The organism is Parasediminibacterium schistidii (assembly GCF_046546515.1).
In the GTDB taxonomy this organism is placed as follows: domain Bacteria; phylum Bacteroidota; class Bacteroidia; order Chitinophagales; family Chitinophagaceae; genus Parasediminibacterium.
The window spans coordinates 59,175-78,519 of record NZ_JBKHKJ010000019.1; the positions used below are offsets into that span (position 1 = coordinate 59,175).

Annotated in this window: 8 protein-coding genes; all 8 read right to left on the reverse strand. The window is 41.0% G+C overall.

What is annotated here, in order from left to right; genetic code table 11:
• Positions 1 to 233: 233 nt before the first annotated feature.
• The 8 genes from ACHFIY_RS12050 to ACHFIY_RS12085 all read right to left on the reverse strand — a co-directional run bounded on the left by ACHFIY_RS12050 (position 234) and on the right by ACHFIY_RS12085 (position 19,285).
• On the reverse strand, positions 234 to 3,227 hold the full coding sequence (locus tag ACHFIY_RS12050) for a glycoside hydrolase family 2 protein (protein ID WP_410846349.1): 2,994 nt from the start codon (positions 3,225 to 3,227) through the stop codon (positions 234 to 236).
• Positions 3,228 to 3,632: 405 nt separating this feature from the next.
• On the reverse strand, positions 3,633 to 5,273 hold the full coding sequence (locus ACHFIY_RS12055) for an alpha-L-arabinofuranosidase (protein WP_410846350.1): 1,641 nt from the start codon (positions 5,271 to 5,273) through the stop codon (positions 3,633 to 3,635).
• Between the two features lie 28 nt (positions 5,274 to 5,301).
• Positions 5,302 to 7,734, reverse strand: a complete 2,433-nt coding sequence (galB, locus tag ACHFIY_RS12060; RefSeq protein ID WP_410846351.1) for a beta-galactosidase GalB — start codon at positions 7,732 to 7,734, stop codon at positions 5,302 to 5,304.
• A gap of 430 nt (positions 7,735 to 8,164) precedes the next feature.
• Positions 8,165 to 10,870, reverse strand: a complete 2,706-nt coding sequence (locus tag ACHFIY_RS12065; protein WP_410846352.1) for a T9SS type A sorting domain-containing protein — start codon at positions 10,868 to 10,870, stop codon at positions 8,165 to 8,167.
• A 151-nt stretch (positions 10,871 to 11,021) separates the two neighbouring features.
• Complete coding sequence (locus tag ACHFIY_RS12070; RefSeq protein WP_410846353.1) at positions 11,022 to 12,944, reverse strand: T9SS type A sorting domain-containing protein; 1,923 nt, start codon at positions 12,942 to 12,944, stop codon at positions 11,022 to 11,024.
• Positions 12,945 to 13,216: 272 nt separating this feature from the next.
• Positions 13,217 to 14,437, reverse strand: a complete 1,221-nt coding sequence (locus tag ACHFIY_RS12075; RefSeq protein WP_410846354.1) for a glycan-binding surface protein — start codon at positions 14,435 to 14,437, stop codon at positions 13,217 to 13,219.
• A 61-nt stretch (positions 14,438 to 14,498) separates the two neighbouring features.
• Entirely contained in the window at positions 14,499 to 16,070 is a 1,572-nt protein-coding gene (locus tag ACHFIY_RS12080; protein ID WP_410846355.1) for a RagB/SusD family nutrient uptake outer membrane protein, read from the reverse strand.
• 17 nt (positions 16,071 to 16,087) lie between these two features.
• Positions 16,088 to 19,285, reverse strand: coding sequence for a SusC/RagA family TonB-linked outer membrane protein (locus ACHFIY_RS12085; RefSeq protein WP_410846356.1), 3,198 nt, complete (start codon positions 19,283 to 19,285; stop codon positions 16,088 to 16,090).
• Positions 19,286 to 19,345: the final 60 nt, after the last annotated feature.

Below are 19,345 nucleotides of genomic sequence, written 5' to 3' on the forward strand. Positions count from 1 at the left end.
AGAAGGAAATAATAAGATTAAGGGTTGCCAACCTTTTTAAGGTTGGCAACCCTTGTCAAGAACCGTAAAGTCAAAAAGGATGTAATAGGGCAACAGCAAGGGTTGCCCCTACATGCAGCCTACCACGGGTTTCACCCGTGGCTACTTTTGTTTAACCATTTCAGGGTTTAAGACAAACCCACTACTCGCAACTGATGACTTACGACTTACAACTTATGTCTTTCCACTTACGACTATTTTTTTGCTGCCAATGCTATCATGTTCAGCACATATTGCACGGTGGTTTCATCGTATCGTATCCCATACAAACCCGGTTGGCCATAGCCTTTGGCAAGCCTTCCTGCTGTTAATAATTGAGATACGATTAGCGAGCCTTTGCCCTGTCCAAAACTTACCAATGCTATTGGCGTTTGGGTAAGGTTCTTGGCACAGTTGGCCAATGGTACCAAATTCTCGGCTATACCTTTTGCTGCATCTTTATATCCTTTATTCAAGTCCGTAACGGTTACTGGCGAATTCGGGTTGATAGAATTGGCCAATGCAGGTGCGTCTTGTACTAAATTGTACACCTTTTCTTTTAGCTTCATTTCCGTAACCTTATCGTTCTGGCTATCGGAAAAAGCGTAGAAGCCTTGTAATTCATATGCATAATAAGCACCATTGGTTATTTTCTGCTCGTCTGCCCCATGTGCTTTCCATTGTGCAACAAAGGCTTTTGAACTCAAACCAGAAAACGCCATGTCTGCCGCTGGCACTATCAAGCCGCCCCTATACCCATTCCACAACCAAGCATAATTATCGGGCCTATTGCCCCATAGTTCCCTGTTTGCCCTGTCTGGATGAATATGGCTTTCAGGCTCTGCAGTTTCTGTAAAGGTTAAACTGATACCCCCAAACAAGTTGTAGGTATTGCTTCCAGGATTGGTAAGCCGCATCACTCCCTGTAAAGGCCCCAAATTGCCCGGCTTGTCAGGATAACCTTGCCCAAGCTGCCTGTCGCCAATATCCAGCATCACTACCGACTTGCCTTCATTGATGGCAGATTGTAGTTTGTCAGACAATTTACTATCGCCCTTAGCCAACTTGTTCCATGTTTTTAGGGAAGTGAGGAGTACATTAGCCGAAGCATCATTGAAATCAACAGCCGCTATGTTGTTCTCTTTTAAAAAATCTTTTAGTTCGGTTTCATTATCAGGCACGCCCACTTTCAGTTGCTGCACAGTTGCAGGCACATTTGCTTTCAACACACGGAAATCCCAAGCAGAAACTACAGGGTATTTTACAGCCAAAGGTTTGTTTAGCAATTCGGCTTTCATGGTATAATCGCCAATATCAGTAGGCATTGACAGGCTAACTTGCTCTATTAATTTGCTTTGCCCCGCTACTTTTACCGTAAAATCCTTAGATGATACTATTTTACCAGCCTTATCCTCAATGGTTACTTTAACGGACAAGTCAGCCCCTATGCTGTAATCATTAAACACATACACAGGCACTGTTACCTGCTGGCTTGGCACAAAATCCCTGTCCCATAATTCCAGGCTTGCCGCTTGTGGGGAGAATGCCACGGCAAGCGCATCCCAAACAGGTTTGGGTTTGCCTTCTTTCAAAGGCCCCAAAAACCAGTTATTACCATCTTCATCGCTGGCAAGTGCACAAAATGGCGAAAAACCTGCCGCACCTATGCGCCTCCAGTACTCTGCTATTTTTCCATTGGCTTCTGCTTGGAAAGCAAGGTTATGTTCAGGCGTATGCGTGCGGCCTAGGAAACGTAAATATGTTTCTTTAGAAGCGGGGTACGAACCCACATTGCCTTTTTGATCCAAATAATCGCCGCCAAACTCATCTGCCATAATCACTTTGGGGAATATATTGGCATTGTCGTAATACAAACCCAAGTTTTCAAACAAGCTCCACCAATATTTATGTACATGAATTACATCCCTGTCTTCCAAAACTAAAGGCGGGTAAGCCAACAACAATTCATCCAATGCAGTCCATGCCGTTTTCAACTGCTCCCCTCCCGTTTCATTATATGGATGGATGAAGGAAACGCATGGATGCCTCATGGCTAGGTTCAACCAGCTTTTGTATTGTATCAACAGGCTTTCTTTTGTTGCGGGCATACCGTGGAAAAAGCTCCACTCAAATTGCACCGCTAAGCCATAATGGTCGCACAAATCCAGTAGCCTTTCGGGGGGAAGCCCTAAATGGTAACGCAGGTAGTTGCCGCCTAAGTCTTTGGTACGTTGTATAATATTTTTCACAAACCAAGTGGTATCATACCCCAATTCCCTGCCTTCTTTTGCCCGCATCCATCGGTGCCATACAACCGTGGGGCCTTTGGCTACAAAATGCTGCCCATTCAGGTAAAACTGTTTGTCTTTTATTTCAAGGCTTTTAAATCCGTAAGCAATGGTAGATTGATCGGCCAGTTTGCCTTTATCATCTATGATGGATAATTTTAAATGGTACAGGTTGGGTTCATCTGGCGACCAGTTTTTTATTTTTCCTTCCGTTGAAAATTCAACATTATCATGCTTGCCAGCAACAGCTTTTGTTTTGGCAAGTAAGAGTTTGCCTTTGGCATCTGTTATTTCAACAGTGGCTTTGCCTTTAAAACCTGTGGCATCATCCAAGTCGAACTGGATGTTTGCTTTTTTGTTTTGCAAATCGTTAAAAGGTATGATGCGGTTAATGCTTACCGCACCGTGCAGATGCAGCACCACATCGTCCCACAAACTAGAACCCACGTTGGTACGCCAATGATCGGAACCGGGGATGTAGGAAGCATCCGTAGGATGCATGTTTTTTAAAGATGCGAGAGAAATTTCCATTGTAATGGTATTGCCGGGTTTTATCGCATCGTGGTGTAGGATAAAGAAAATTGGCGCCATGCCCCCCTCCTGCTTGCCCATTATATCGCCATTGATATATACGGTTGGCTGAAAACGTGCGCCTTTCAATTCCAAGGTAGCGACTGCCCAGTTGCCTTCTGGCAGTTTTATTTCACGCTTATACCACAATTCATCATTGTTCATCTTGGTGGGGTCTGTTGCAATGCCCGGCACGGCAACGGTGCTGGTATAGTTCCTTGCAAAACCCATTTGCCACTGCCCATTCAATAATACATCACCTGCCCCTTTTATTTGGGCTGATAGTTGGTTTGTTATAACTGACGAGGCAATGACTGCCAATAGGGTTATACTCTTTTTAAAATACCTCATAATATTGATGGTTTGTAAACGCTTTATTAAAGTAGGGTTTGTTATTTATTAGATACTCCTACCACGGGTGCATAACATTTTTCCGCTGCTATTCGGTTTATAGTTGGGTTGCCAACCCTTAGCCCTATGCTAACCGTCATTTCGACGAAGGAGAAATCTCATCGAAAATCGACATGCGCTTTCAAATTAATAGAAGCCTAACAGCAAATAGTTATTACCACCTTCGGTAAGATTTCTCCTTCGTTACTATAGCGTGCCGATATTCAGAAGTAGAGAGCTTGCATGCAATGTCTCTACAAGTGGCAAACCATGAGTAATTTATTAATTGTCATTACCGTTTTTTCTTTGTTTGTCAAAGTGTCTAATTCAAAATGAAGGGGATGGGCAACCGAAGGGGTATGCCTCTTACTGTACCAAAAGATACTCCACCGACCTTGGGGGCATCACCAACTTTATTTCATTTTTAAAACCCGATGACCGTGCTTTAATATTTTCAAAATCTTCTGGCCCGCCAGCGGGCAATGTAGGTGCAACACCATTGATCAATACTTTTTGGGAAAATGCACCATTATCATCACCACCCGTTAATGTATAGCCATAATATTTCCCTTTCTTTTTTGGATGGCCAAGATGTATGCTGACAATCTTTTCTGTTGTGTCTTTGTTTACAATAACCAACCCTTTTTTGCCATCGCTAAAGGTGGAAGCATAGCTTAATACATTATCATCGGTAGATGTAGCAGCCAGCATTTTATCGCCAAAAAAACGTTGGAAATAGTACATATAATAATAAACGGGCCTTGCGCTCCATTTTGGCATACCGGGCTCATCCCCTTTGTTGAACATGCCGTGGTCATTTCCATTGGAATAGCCATTGGCTAAATCCCACCTGCAAGCCATGCTGTAATGGTGCTTTGCCATTTCGCCCAGCACGATAGCAGCATGCATACCATTGATAAAAGAAGTTTGCTGTTTAGAGCCTTCGGCAAATATGTTCCATTCGGTTAGGGCAATGGGCTTTAGCAGCCTGTTGTTTTCATTGGCAACCGCCTTCAAATACGCTACCATCTGAGAGGTAACCGTTGTTGCAGTAGCTAATATCTCTGTAGAACTAGAATTTTTTGTGTAAGGGGTATAATAGCTATGTATCACAAAAAAATCGGCAGCATCCCCTGCAGAAGCAAAGAAACCTTTGTTCCAATCCCTGTCCACAGACGTGTTGTAGGGCTTGTCCTTAGGTTCTTCTATCAAGGTAGCCCCAACATGTATTGTAGTGCCTATTTCCCCTGCCGCTCTGTGCATGGAATCGCTAAAAGCTTTGAATATTTTGCCATACAAAGCACCATTGGTTATTTCGGGCTGCCCGTCTTTGTTTTGGGTAGTATCTATCTTATAGCCAGCCTGCCAAGTGCCATAGTCTTCATTGCCTACTTCCCAAAACTTTGTCCTGCCCTTGTCATAACGCACCCAATCTGCAGCATAGTGTGCAGCGGTGGCAATAGGGTTAATGCCCGTGCCATAGCGGGCATAAGCTGCATTCACGCAGATAGTACCCGTACTGTGGGTTTTGAGCAATAGCTTATAATAATTATCCAATGAAATAGTATTGGGGTTATCATTTCTACCCACCCAAACCTGCTGCTTGTTGGGTTTGCGCATATCGCTATACATGATTGTTGCTGGCATATCGGCAGGCACATGATCAGGAAGGGCATCCCAAAAATAAACATTGCTGATATTGCCTCCAGGGAATCGCAATATATTAGGCGACAATGCCTGTAATTGCTGCATCAGCTTATCTTCTGTTACAATTTGCGTCATGTAAGGGTTGGTATTGTTCCCAAACAAATACTTTGATACAGTTGCAATGGTATCTTTTGTATTGATTGTGATAACTACCGTTGCAGGAGCAGTTATGGTATTTTTTATTTTTTCTGATGCAGGTACAATTGCTTTTTTAGGTTTTTTATCATTGAAAAAAAAGTCCTGTGTACTTTGTGCATAAGGCTTGCAGGACAAAGTCGGGACTAAATATAACAGCAACATAAAAAAGGTTTGTTTATACACAAGCAGCTTATTTCTTAGTGGTTAAAGTAATACTTGCCGATTGTAAACCCTTTGCGACTGCGGTAACAACCACCTGCCCTTCTTTTTCTGTTGATTGCACAACAGCCAAGCATAAGCCATTAAAAGCCTGGTGCTTGTTTGATTGGAAAGGCTCTAAACTGGTTTGCAAGCCATTGTCCGTAGCTATTACGTTGCCTGCACCTTTGGTAGTAAACTCAATTAAATTAGCTGCATCTGGCACTATATTGCCATCGGCATCTAACACTTTGGCTGTGATAAAAGATAAATCATTGCCATCGGCTTTGATGTTTTGCCTGTCTGCCACCAACACTATTTTAGCAGGTTTGCCAGCCGTTTTTATTTCCTTGGTCAATACTATTTTACCGCCTTTACGAGATACCGCTTTTAATGTGCCTGTTTGGTAAGCAACCCGCCACATCACATGCAAATCGTTGCCTGTTTTTTTTCTGATGCCTAATGATTTGCCATTCAGGTATAGCTCTACTTCATCGGCATTGTTATAATAAGCCCATACATCTACCGTGTTGCCTTCTTTCCAGTTCCAATGCGGCAGTATGTGCAATACGGGTTTATTTGTCCATTCGCTTTGGTACATATAGTACACGTCTTTTGGGAAACCTGCCAAATCGATGATGCCAAAATAGCTACTGCGGGATGGCCAGAGATAAGGTGTAGGTTCTCCAATATAATCAAAACCGGTCCAGATATACTGGCCTGACAAATAAGGGGACTTCTTGATTAATTTCCATGTTTCCTCGTGCGTGCTACCCCATGGGGCAGACACCTGATCATAAGCGGAAACAGTATGGTCGGCATTGCCGCCTTTAAATACCTCGTCCCACCTTGAAGGCCAGCGGCGGATAGAATCGGAAGGTATCAAATCGTATTGGCCACGAGTTTCCAATGCCGATACGGTTTCCGAACCCAAGAATGGCTTGCCGGGGAAGCTATCATGGAAAGTGGCGTATAACTTATGCTCATAATTGAACCCAATTAAATCCAACGCATTGGCTTTTACCAAAGGGTTATAGGGTTTAGGGTCGCTTAGGGCAGACACGGTATATCTTGTTGTGTCAAATTGTTTAACGATGCCCACCAGTTCCTTGCAAATCTTTGTGCCTAATGGGTCGTTCTTGTCCCATTGCTCGCTAACCTCGTTGCCAATGCTCCACATAAAAACAGATGGGTGGTTCCTGTCGCGCAGCAATTGATCTTGCAAGTCTTTCACATGCCACTCCTTCCAATCCAAATGATAGTCGTAAGGGTTCTTTTCTTTCTGCCACATATCGAATGCCTCGTCCATTACAATAAAGCCCATTTTGTCTGTCAGCTCAAATAACTCAGGTGCAGGTGGGTTGTGCGAAGTGCGTATGCCGTTGCAGCCCATTGCTTTCAATATTTCCAATTGGCGTTGCAATGCCCGGTAGTTTACAGCCGTGCCGAGGCAGCCCAAATCATGGTGGTCGCACACGCCATTAATTTTCATTGGCTTGCCGTTCAATGAAAAGCCTTTGTTTACATCGAACGAAAAGTAGCGGATACCAAATACAGTTTCATATTCATCCTGTACTTTGCCTTTGCTTGTAATAGTTGTTTTTGCCTTGTACAAATAAGGGGCATTGATAGTCCATAGAACAGGGTTGGTTACGGTGAATACCTCTTCTGTTTCCTTTGTTTTTTCAAGTGAGAACGGGCTTGTAACTTTTTTAGCTACTTCTACCCCAGCTGCATTGTAAAGAATTGTGGTTGCAGTAACATCTTGCTTGGTGCCCGATAAATTATTAAAAGTTGTTTTGATGTTTACGGTAGCTGATTGCTTCATTACCTTTGGGGTAGTAACAAAAGTACCCCAATGGTTTACAATTACATCATTGGTACTTACCAGCCATACATTTCGGTAAATGCCAGAGCCGGAGTACCAACGTGAATTAGGTTGTTTTGAATTGTCAACTTTTACAGCAATTACATTTTTCTCTGCTCCAAATTTCAAGTAAGGGGTAATATCATATTCAAAGGAGATATAACCATTTGGACGCAAGCCCAGATAATTACCATTTACCCAAACTTCGCTATTCCTGTACACCCCATCGAAATCTATAAAGAAATGTTTGCCTTTTTGTGTAGCAGACAAGTTAAAAGTCTTACGATACCAACCCAAGCCACCCCTCAATGCACCACCACCAATGCCCGTAGGACTGGCAGAATCGAAAGGCATTTCTATGCTCCAGTCGTGTGGGAGGTTTAGGTTACGCCAATTGGCATCATCGAAAGAAGGATTTTTTGCTTCCGCTGCCTCGCCCAAGTAAAACTTCCAGCCTTTATCAAAATTTATTTTCGTCCTGGCATTCTCCTGCGCAGTTGCAGTTAAACAACCCAATACCAAAAGGAAAATCACGCCTACATATTTTCTATTACCCATTCTAATTTGAATTATTTTAATTTATCTACAGCTAAAGTTGGAGGGAATTGATTTGAAAGCTTTTGACTTTGCTTGCATTGCCTTACTTTGCTTTTTAATTTATATTTAATCTTTTTATGCAATTTTTGCCATTATGACACATTTTAAAGGACGCTTTATTTTTTGCTTAGCTCCGTTTCTCCTCCGTTTCACCTCCGTTTGTTGTCCGTTACACCCTTACCGAAGCTTTATGACAATATGTCCCACTATTTATGGGTGATTTACTACTATATAAATTTCAATTTATTGCTTATAACTTCTTTATAGATTGTAAATTAATATTTTTCACTTTTTGAAGAGACCTCACCCCCCGCCCTCTCCGAAGGAGAGGGTGCCAATTGCCGACAAAAGCAAGCAGTTGATTTTTAAAGATTATTTAATTTAGAGTATATTATTCTATCACCAACTTACTTGTCCCTACAATTGTTTTATCATTTCCTGCTATTACTTGTACGATATAAACACCTTTGGGTAAATTATCGGCATCCGTGATCTTAATAGAACTCGTTCCTAATGGCAAATAGATGGAGGGGCGTTGATAAACCGTCTTCCCATTCATATTTGTTATACTGATATTAATATTCTTTGCTGTTTTTAATTGTAACTGCAAGTTGATATTGCCATCTATTGCAGGGTTAGGATATATTTTTATTGTTTCTTCACTAGCAGTATTGCTAGATAGCTTTATTACATTGCTATAAGTGTATGCCCCCTCTTTGTCTACTTGCTTCAATCGATAATAGATTGTACCTGTGTTATTGCCAATGTCAGTATAGTTATATGTAAACCCTGCACCACTGCCTACTATATTTTTACTGGCAACAGTGCCTACTGTACTAAATACAGTTCCATCAGTGCTTTTTTCTATGTCAAAATAATTATTGTTTGTTTCGGTGCCAGTTTGCCATTTTAATAATGTCTGCCCCTGCTGGTTCAAGGTCCCTGAAAAGTACACCAGTTGCACAGGCAAAGTGGTTACCAAATCTGCATAAGGCACTCCCCTGCCTACTGTGCTCATATATACACGCCCAAAAACATTAAAATCGCCTGCTACAAACTGCCCATTGCCAGTGCCGCCGTATTGGTGGGCATTGTCATTGACCCTAGTCCATGTTGTGCCAAGATTAGTAGAACGAAAAACGCCTGTAACACCACTAACTGTACCCCATATATAAATGGCGTAGTAGTTAGCTGCTGAACTAGTATCTGCCTTGCCCAGCCCTACCGAGCCACAAACAGTTACCCCCGGTATTTTGATATAATTAGCCCCCGAATCAATAGAACGCATGAGGCCGCCATTGTTCATGGCAAGCCAAAGATGCCCTTGCTTGTAAGGGGCTGTCCTTATTAAGGTGTTGCCGCCTTTGCCGGGCGTGCCTGCAACCGTAAAACTTACGCCGCCATCTATGCTTGTGTACATATTGCCATCTCCGCTATTATAAGCATAAAACCTTTTAGGGTTTACAGGATCTGCCACGGGCTGCGATGCTGCAATGCCAGTAGATGCCGTCCAGTTTGTTCCATTATTGGTAGACCAATAGGTAGCGGTTGCCCTATCGGGGCAGTGCATGAATATGCTGCCATCGGCCGATAGGGCAATATTGTTGCCAGTCCCCATAGCGGTAGCTGTTTTTGTCCATGTTGTGCCTTGATTGTTGGTGTAGTAGATACTGTTGCCTACCCGCAATAATTTCTGCGGATTCAATCCTGCATAAACTACCCCATTGTTGCTGCCCATTGTAGGGCTAAACCTTGTGCCGTATAAGGTAGGGTCTGTATTCTTAAACCCGTCATAATCTCCAATTGCAGTAAAAAGTGGCCCGTTGGGGATACTTGCAATGTCCTGCGGCACGGTTTCCTCTATCCCTCTTGCACCAAAATACCATGTATTGGTGGCTGAACTAAGGCTGTTGCAATAAAACAATCCATTTCCTGAAATTACCCATGCTTTATTAGTGTTGAAAGGGTCAAATTCTATACTACCTGCCCAATGGATAGAGGCACTGGCAAACCATGGGCAACCATTTGTATTCATCCGTATGCCATTGCCTATCAAATCCCGCCATGTAGTCCCACCATCCGTGGTAAGGTAAAATCTATCCCCCCGGGTATTGCCATACTGTATCTGGTAAGTGTTAATGGTAGAGGCAATTATTTTTAACGGGTTGTTTGGATCTACACTTATCCCACTAAATGGATAAGTAACACCAGTTGGTGTTACATTCGTCCATACGCCTGTTTGTGTATTGTATTTCCATATTTGGCCAATAGATGCATTGGATGGGCCTTCCTTATCGGCATAAGTAATATATAAATTGTGGTCGCTTGCCAAGACTGCCCTTTGGGGCATTAAAGTAGTAGTGGCTCCCACTATGGGGTTAAATGAAGTCCCCCCATCATCGCTCCTGTAAACATTAGTTCCTGTGTCCGAAATGCCTACGAAAATTGTAGGTGTGGCAAAGCCTTTTAAACCACTTGAAGAATCCATAACTACCCATGAAATACCATTATCATTGGGGGTAACAATAGTACCCAATGAAGCAACTTGTGCCCAGCTTACGCCCGCATTGGTGCTTTTAAATAGCCCATTGCGCCTAGTGCCGCAAAACAATACATTGCCATTATTGGGATCTACCTGCAATTTTTCACCATTATTCCTTCCCCCACCATTGCCACTTGCTTTAAACTGGTTGGTAACGTTTGTAATAGAAAAAGTAGCCCCGTAATTATTAGATCTAAGGATGGCAGTGCTGCCACCATTAAAATAACTGGTACCTACCAGCATGTATAATTTATTAGGCGCACTTGGGTCAATAGCAAAAGACTCTACCCCTTGGTAACTTGTTTGATTTGTATTGCACCAATCCAACAGCGGCACCCAAGTACTTGTTGTGTCGTTCCAACGGTAAGCCCCGCCCACATCGGTGCGGGCGTATATCAGGTTCTGCTTGTATTTGCAAGTAAGCAAGCCACTTACAAACCCACCGCCCCCAAATGCCACATTTCCCCATTTGTAGGTTGTTTGTGCATGTGTTGCTGATGCTAACAAACCAACAAATAGTATTACTGATAAAATACGAACTAAAAATGAAGCCATGGTATTTTTATTATTCTAATTAAACCTCACCCCAACCCCTCTCCAAAGGCGAGGGGCAAAGCGAAAACTTTTATACACCACTTAATTATTTGTATATCTTGATAAAAGAGGCCCCAGCAATGGGAACATTGCCGGGGTTTAATCACTCCCTCTAGTATTTTATTATCTTTTTGTAATCAATGCTTTTATCGCTTGTGCCAGCTATTTCTATCGTGTATGTGCCAGATGCAAAAGCAGACAAGTTTACAGGGATAGTGTTATCACCTTGTTGCAAGTTTGCTTTGCCAATGTGGTACACCACTGCACCATTAGTATTTACAACCCTTACTGATACTTGGCGGGCTTGTAAACTGCTGATTTTTATGGTGGCAACTGTTTTTACTGGGTTAGGATATACACTAACAGCAGCCCTGCTCAACTTACTAACTATTACCGTTACTATCTTGCTGAATTGGCTTTTGCCGTCTGCATCCACTTGTTTTAAACGGTAGTAAACTGTACCTGTGAAAGAAGTTACATCATCGGTATAAGCATAATCCTTAACGCTAGTACTTGTGCCGCTTATAGATGCCACAGTACCAATGGTTGTAAACACGATACCATCAAGGCTACGCTCTACTTCAAAATATTTATTGTTGGTTTCGGTGGTAGTTTGCCATTTCAGGTTAGCCCCGCTGTTGCTTGTTAATGTAGCAGAGAAAGAAGTGAACGTAACAGGCAAAACCGATACATTGTACAAAGCACTTGTAAGCATAAGCAATTTGGCAACAGAATCGGTAACCTGCACATAGTATATACCTGTGCCAGTTGGCTTATAAGTAGAATCACCAATTATCTTAGCTATCAAAAGGCCATCTTTATACCAACTAAAGGTTTGTTTGGCAACATTGCCACCCGCAGTAACAGACAACTTATCTTGGGAATAGGTTATATAGTGCAAAGGCAAAACAGTATCCTGATGCCCGTATGTGAATGTAGCAATGGTATCTGCAGCCAATGTTTGTATGCCATTGAAAGTGAAATTATTGCTATCTAATAACAAAGTACCCATACCATTAAAATTATTGGTAATAGTACCTCCCAATAAGTTAGCATTTAATGCCAAAACTTTTAATGTAGCGGGCTTGTACATATTAATTCCACCCGTTAACTGGTTATGATCTGCGTAAAAATTAACCAAAGCAGGTGTATTGTAATAACCTATTATACCACTGAATTGATTATAAGATAGATTAACAGTTTGCAAAGAAACATTTGTAAAATAGGGCATATTTCCTGTGAAAGCATTGTGGCTCAAATCTAAGCTAACAAGAAATGCTTTTCCGCCAAAATAGGGTGCTGTGCCACTAAATTGATTATCACTAACATTGATAGAAACAATATTGGCAAAACTAGCCAATGCGCCGCCACCACCAGTTAGTTGATTATTGCTTAAATCAAGGTGTTGCAAATTCTTGAGTGCCCAATAGTTGATAGTACCTGTAAGCTGGTTATTGCTTAAATTTAAGGTTGTAAGCAATGTATCGCTAAAATACGGTATAGTACCAGTAAATTGGTTATTAGCAATATTTAGGGTTACCAGTTTATTAAACTTGCTAACCGATGCTATTGTGCCATTCAACTGGTTGCCGCTTAAACTCAGGGTTTGCAGGTTGGCCATGCTATAATTATAGCCATTAAAAGCTCCTGCCAACTGGTTGTTGGCTAAGTTTAGCGTAAGCAAGCTGGTGTCGCTAATAGCAGGAAAAGCACCAGTAATAGCATTGCTCGACAAATCTAATACTTGCAAGGCACTGTCTATAACGATGCCACGCGGAATAGGCCCGCCAGCCAAATTGTTATTAGAAAGGTTTACAGCAGTAACCCTGCTATTGGCAACAGTAACACCAAACCAAGCGTCAATAGGCCCAGTCAACCAGTTTGTATGATTTGTCCAAGATGCACCCCCGGTTGCATTGTACAAAGCCACCAATGCGGCAGAATCTACCCGGCGGTTTTGTGCATTAGAAATATTTGCAAGCAATACAATTGCAGCAACAGCAATTGTTTTCATCAGTGTAGAAACTGTTTTCATATTTGTTTTTTTAATTTGTGAAAAAAAAGGTTGTGAATGATGAATTATAAGTTATGAATTATGAGTTAAGTATGTAGACTTAATTAAGTTAATACTATTTTATTTTAAAGACCTCACCACCAACCCCTCTCCGAAAGAGAGGGGCAAGAACAAAACCTTCTTAGAATTATATTAAGATAATTATGGCTCATTACTTATACGTTTTAAGTTGTACGTTATACGTTTATGACGTTCTGAGTAAAATAACTCATAATTTATAATTCATAATTAAATTAGTTTATTCTTACCACCCTGATATTATCGAAGGCAGCATCGAAACTTGATATATTCAGCCCACTGTTATTTTCAAACATAATGCCTATTGCTCCTTGATAATTGGCATCTAATAAATCGGTCAACTTAGTCGGAGGGTTCCCAGTACCCTGCGCCCCGTTTGCTGATGTGAGAAAAGAAGTAAAAGGAATGGTAACTGTTGTCCACCCATTCGATACATAATTAATATTCCCAGTTGCAAGGCTCCATGGCGCATACCTTGCTATGTATGTTTGATTTCCTAGGGTACGAATAAAAAGGCTGCCCGTACTCCACCCTTGCGCTACATTAATTTCAAATTTTAATGCAAAACTGCCAACAGGCCTTAGTGTATCCGCAGGCTGCACACATAAGGCAGTATTTAGGTTAACTGATTTACCACCATTGTACCAAGAAAAATCGTAAGGGCCAAGGTTTGCAAAATTCATCCTTGCATACCTGCCCCTGCCATCTGGGAACAGGGTAGTACTGTTAGTAATAGCTGTAGCACCATAGCTATACCTGTTTATGTCATCAAAATTGCAAATCATGCCTGTTTGTACATCGTTCATATTGTAGGTAGTGGTAATAGTGCCAGCTTGTGTTACTAATACCAACGGCCCGCTTTGTGGCAAGCTGGCAGGGAGCTTAAACCTAATTCCAGTGCCATTTAATGCATACAAATACCTAGTAATAGGAATACCAGCAAAAGTTATACTACGGATATTTATTAAATTAAGCCCACTTATTACAACTGAATCCAATGGGTTTGCATTTTCATTGGAAATGCCGGTTAAAACAGGGTCTGGCACCCCAATAGATATAGAAAAAGTTGTAGAGCCATAACTTGTTACAAACTGTATGGTATTTAATTTATCAGCAGGTACAATTGGCAAGTAAATGGGGCTAGGCACTAATACAACTGCGCTTGTATCGGAAAATAATGCTTGGTTAAAACGGGCTGGCACACCGTCAAAATAAATGGCCTGTGCAGTACTTAGCCCCTTGCCAATAATCACTACCCAATTGCCAGGAGATACCTTGCTTAATATTGTGTCGCCAGGTGATGCTACATAATTCCGTACATAACTAATAACAGGCGGGCTATTAGCATCTTTTTTACAACCTGCATAAGCAAAGCAAAGCAAAAGCATACAAACAAAAAGCTGATAATGCAGGTATAGAGAAAGTATTTTTTTCATATTTAAAATCATTTTATTAAATGTGTACAAGCCTTTTTTTAACCCCTTAATCCAAAAAGATTTAATAATAAGACACAGGTGGGTCTAACAACTTTGAATCTTGGTTAACTTCATTGGTGGGTATTTGCATAACAAACGTACCTACATTGGCCTTTGTAAAACGAGGGTCAGGCTTGTTGGGCGTAACAACACCATTGTTATAAGTAAATTGCACCCTATTTTGGGCATTTAAAGAATTGATGGCTGCTTGTGGGTTATAGTACGAAAGCCTAACCAGATCGAACCAGTATTGCCCTTCAAAAGCAAGTTCCACCCTCCTCTCTTTCATTAAGCTATCGGAGGTAAGTACAGCTAATGGGTTTAACCCAGCTCTAGTTCTTACCAAATTAAAATATTGTAATGCCGTAGGGTCGGTAGTAGAGGCATTATTGCCCAATATAGCTTCTGCCAATACAAGGTACACATCTGCCAAACGCAAGATTGTATTGTGTTCTATAGATGAAAGGCCATCCATGGTTGGCGCATTGTTGTCTGCAGCTGTGCCTATTATGTGTTTTTTAACACAGGCATTGGCTGTCGCAACATATCCACCTCCTGCCGCATTCAATTCTGGGTAATAATCCCCTTTGAGCATAAAAGTAGCTTTTCGCCTCACGGAATCTGTTTTGCTGTATTGGTTATACAAGTCAACTGTTGGGCCAATGGCCGCACCGTAACCGCCTGTACCTGTGATAATAGCACCGCTTGGTGCAAAATTGGATTGAAAATAATTCCCAGCCCCATATCCTACACCAGGCACCCATTGCAATGCAAATAAAGACTCTTGGTTATCGTTGTACTGCGACCTAAACAAGTTGTAGTAGCTAGGCAATAGCGATAATCCGCTATTGTTGCAAACGTCCCCGGCAAAATATGCTGCACTATCCAAATCTGATTGGGTACGCGTAATTGTTTGGTTCAACCCCGCCCTTGTTAAATATACTTTAGCCAGCATACCTTCTGCAGACCACAAGGTTACACGGCCTTTTGCATCGGCTGGAGGAAGGTTTTGGGCAGCAAAAGTTAAATCATTAATAATGAATTTATACACATCCTCTCTTTTATGCCTAGGCACTAAAGGGTTCGCTATCAATTTATAATTATCTTCTATTATAGGAACTGCTCCCCACAATTGCACCAGATAAAAGTAGGCAGATGCCCTAAAAAAACGAAGCTCCCCAATAGCTGCGTTTACATTGGCAGAAGGCACACTATCTGGCACATTTTTTAGAGCACTAATATTTACATTGGCTTGTGCTACAACATCATACAAGCCAGACCATGCATCTGCCAAAATAGTATTAGAACTATTGGTGGTAAAAGTAGCCACCTGTATGGCACTATTGCCTCCATACGGCGCTAGTAGGTTCCCAGCCATAATATCGCCTAAGCCTATCATGGGGTAAGAATTCCATTTAAACCACATAGACCCTGCATACATGGAAGCAGTACCTAGCCTTATCTGATCGGAGGTTTTGTAAAAATTATCACCTGTAATTTGCGAAAGTGGGGGGCGGTTTAAAAAATCTTTGCTGCAAGCACCACATAAACTGAGCATACAAATAGCAAAAAATATTTTATTCATGAATTTCATATCGAGCAATTTTATTATTATTTAAAAGTTAAGTTAGCCCCAAATGTTACCGTTCTTGGCGAAGGGTAGCGGCCATTGTCAACACCTTCAGACAATGGGTTGTAAGAGCCAACTTCTGGGTCGTAACCACTATATTTTGATATTAAAAATACATTGTTTACACTTGCATACACCCTAAATGCATTGAGGTGTGCTTTAGATAATATTGCTGGCGGTAGCCGATAGCCTATAGAAATTGTTTTGCATCTTACAAACGAACCATTCTCAATATACTGATTAGAGAGGCGTTGGTTATCATTTCCATTGCTAGATGAAAGCCTAACGATTTTGGTAGAAGGGTTGACCACATAAAAATTATTAATATCTGTAGTAGAACCAGTAGGGTCTATCATTTTTACCTGTGCATAGTTTAGCACACTACTGAAATAACCAAAATTCTGATTTGGGTTCGTGCCTGATATGTTCAACTCATTTAATACTTTATTGCCTAAGTTGCAAATGAAAAATATGTTAAAGTCGAAATTTTTATATGTAACTGTATTATTAAAACCCATTTGGTAAGTAGGTCTTGGGGAACCTAGGTATGTTTGATCGTTTTCATTGATAATGCCATTGGTATCTAAATCCTTAAACTTCCTATCACCAAGCCATACACCACCCGTGCCTGGGGCAATTGGAATTGGGTTTGCAGTACCACTTGCATCAATCGTTACAGGCAAAGCTGCATTTTTAAAATCAGATGGTTTTGTAAAAAGACCGTCTGTTTGATACCCATAAAATTCGCCTAAAGACCTGCCAACAATTGTTTTAGTGCCATAAGAAATTAAAGCAGCAGCACCATTGTTTAGTGAAACTACTTTATTTACATTGTGCGAAAGCGTAAGGTTTGTCCTCAAACTAAGTTTCGCAGTTTTTAAAATATTGCTACTGATAGTAAAATCAAAACCAGAATTACGCATAGAACCAATATTTACAATAGGTGCGGCAATAGCTCCGGGAGAATAAACCACGGAAGGGGTAGTGCCAGAAAATTGTGGCAGCGGCAAACTTAATAATAGGTTATTCGTCAATCGATTATAATAATCAATCGTAAAATCTATTTTATTGTTCAAAATAGTGCCATCAAAACCTGTGTTGAAGTAGTTAGTTGTTTCCCAACTCACTTTTTGGTTCTTTAAGTTGGTAATCAATTGCGCATTGCCAGACACCCCAGTTGCAGTCGTTGCCAATATAGTGGTAAAACTATTGTTGGGTATATTCTGATTGTTTGTTAAGCCATAACCAATCCTATATTTCAGGTCATTAAACAAGCCAAGGTATTTGCTTAAGCTAGGCTCATTTTTAAGCCTCCAAGCAAAAGCACCTGAATAAGTTAACACCCAGCGGTTGTCAACATAAAATTTAGACGAACCATCATCACGCAAAGTAAAGGTTAATATATACTTGCTTTTATAGATGGCATTCATGCGAACGAAATAAGACTCTACTGCCTGTTGGCCTTGGTCGCCACTATTTCTGGCAGTCTGTTGGTCGCCATTGTTAATGGCATGGATAGTATTTGAAGGGAAATTGCTCCTGTAATCAGAATTGATGGAATTTTTATTCAAATTGGCTTCATGGCCAAGCACTGCATTGAAATTTATATTATTTTTATTAAACGAGTGGTTATAAGTAAAGTAACTCCTCACAACGGTATTTATATTTTGTCCAGTGGTATAATTGGCAAAAGCAGTAGTATTCCTAACAGTACCCATATTATAAGTAGGCGTAAACTGGTCTTGTGTGCTAAATTCAAGGTTTCCCGTAACCTCATTGCGTAGCGTCAAATCTTTATACAGCATTATTTCTGCATATAAGTTGCCTATTGCTTGGTTCCGCTTTTTAATATCTGTTTTTAGCAATGCTATTGCATAGGGGTTTACAGAATAAGCCCCATATACATTTGGGTCATTAGCTGTATAATTTCCGTTTGCATCGGCTGTTGCCCTTACATCTGGTGTTTGAGAAAGTGCTGTGGAAATGGCACTTGAATTGCCAGCATTTACATTTTCAACAATATTTGCCAACTGTAAGCTATTGCCTACTTTTAACCAATTAGTTGCTTTATTATCTAAATTAAACCGGACGGATATGCGCTTGAAGTCAGACCCTACAGCTATGCCCTCTTCAGTATAATAACTACCCGAAAGCGCAAACTGTGTACGTGCATCACCTCCGCTTATGCTTATTGTATGGTTTTGGGTAGGTGCTTTCCTAAAAAGCACTTTTTGCCAGTTTGTTCCATCGCCCAAATATTGGGGGTTTACAAATGCAGGGTTTGGTACTTCCCTGAAAATCGGTGCTCTATCGTTCCTAAACTGTGCATATTGCCTCAGGTTCATTACATCGTAATACTTAGGTAATTGCTTTGTGCCATAAGACCCATCATAACTAATTCTTGGTGCGCCAGATTGCCCCCTTCTTGTAGTAATTATCACCACGCCACCAGTAGCCTGAGAACCATATATAGCGGTAGCAGAAGCATCTTTCAATATGTCTATTGTTTCTATTTCTGCTGGATTAATGCTGGCTAATGGATTTGAGCCACTCCCGTCAATAGCAGGCGGTGCCATAAAAACGCCATCAATTACATACAATGGTGGAAGGCCATTAAAAGAAGATAACCCACGTATTTGCACAGAAACACCACCCCCCGGCTGGCCTGATACCTGCTGCACTACTACGCCAGCTACCTTGCCTTGCAATGCTTGGTCAAAAGTAGTAGGGGCAGTTTTCCTAAGTTCGTCGCCACTAATAGACGAGATAGCTCCAGTAACATCTTTTTTCTTTGCTTTCCCGTAGCCAATTACTACCACATCATCCAATTTAGCAGATGCATCTTCAACCATTTTTAAATCAATAGTTGTTCTTTTACCTACAGGAACTTCTTGCGCATAATAACCAACATAAGAAAATACCAATATATCTTTATCGGAATTTACTGTAATAGAATATGCCCCACTAGCATTGGTAATTGTGTTTACGGTACTGCCTTTTATGAAAACAGCCACGCCAGACATAATCTTGCCATCTGCACCTACAGTTACTTTACCAGTAATTGTCCTTTTGCCATTTTGCGCAAAAGAACAATTGGGAAGCATGACTGATAAGATAAGTGCCAAGAACAAAACCAAATGGCATTTTGCAAGCGATAGCCTGCCCTTATCTTTATTCATTTTAAAATGTAAAACCCGTTTTTTCATAATAGCAATTTAAAATTAGCAACACGTATTTTT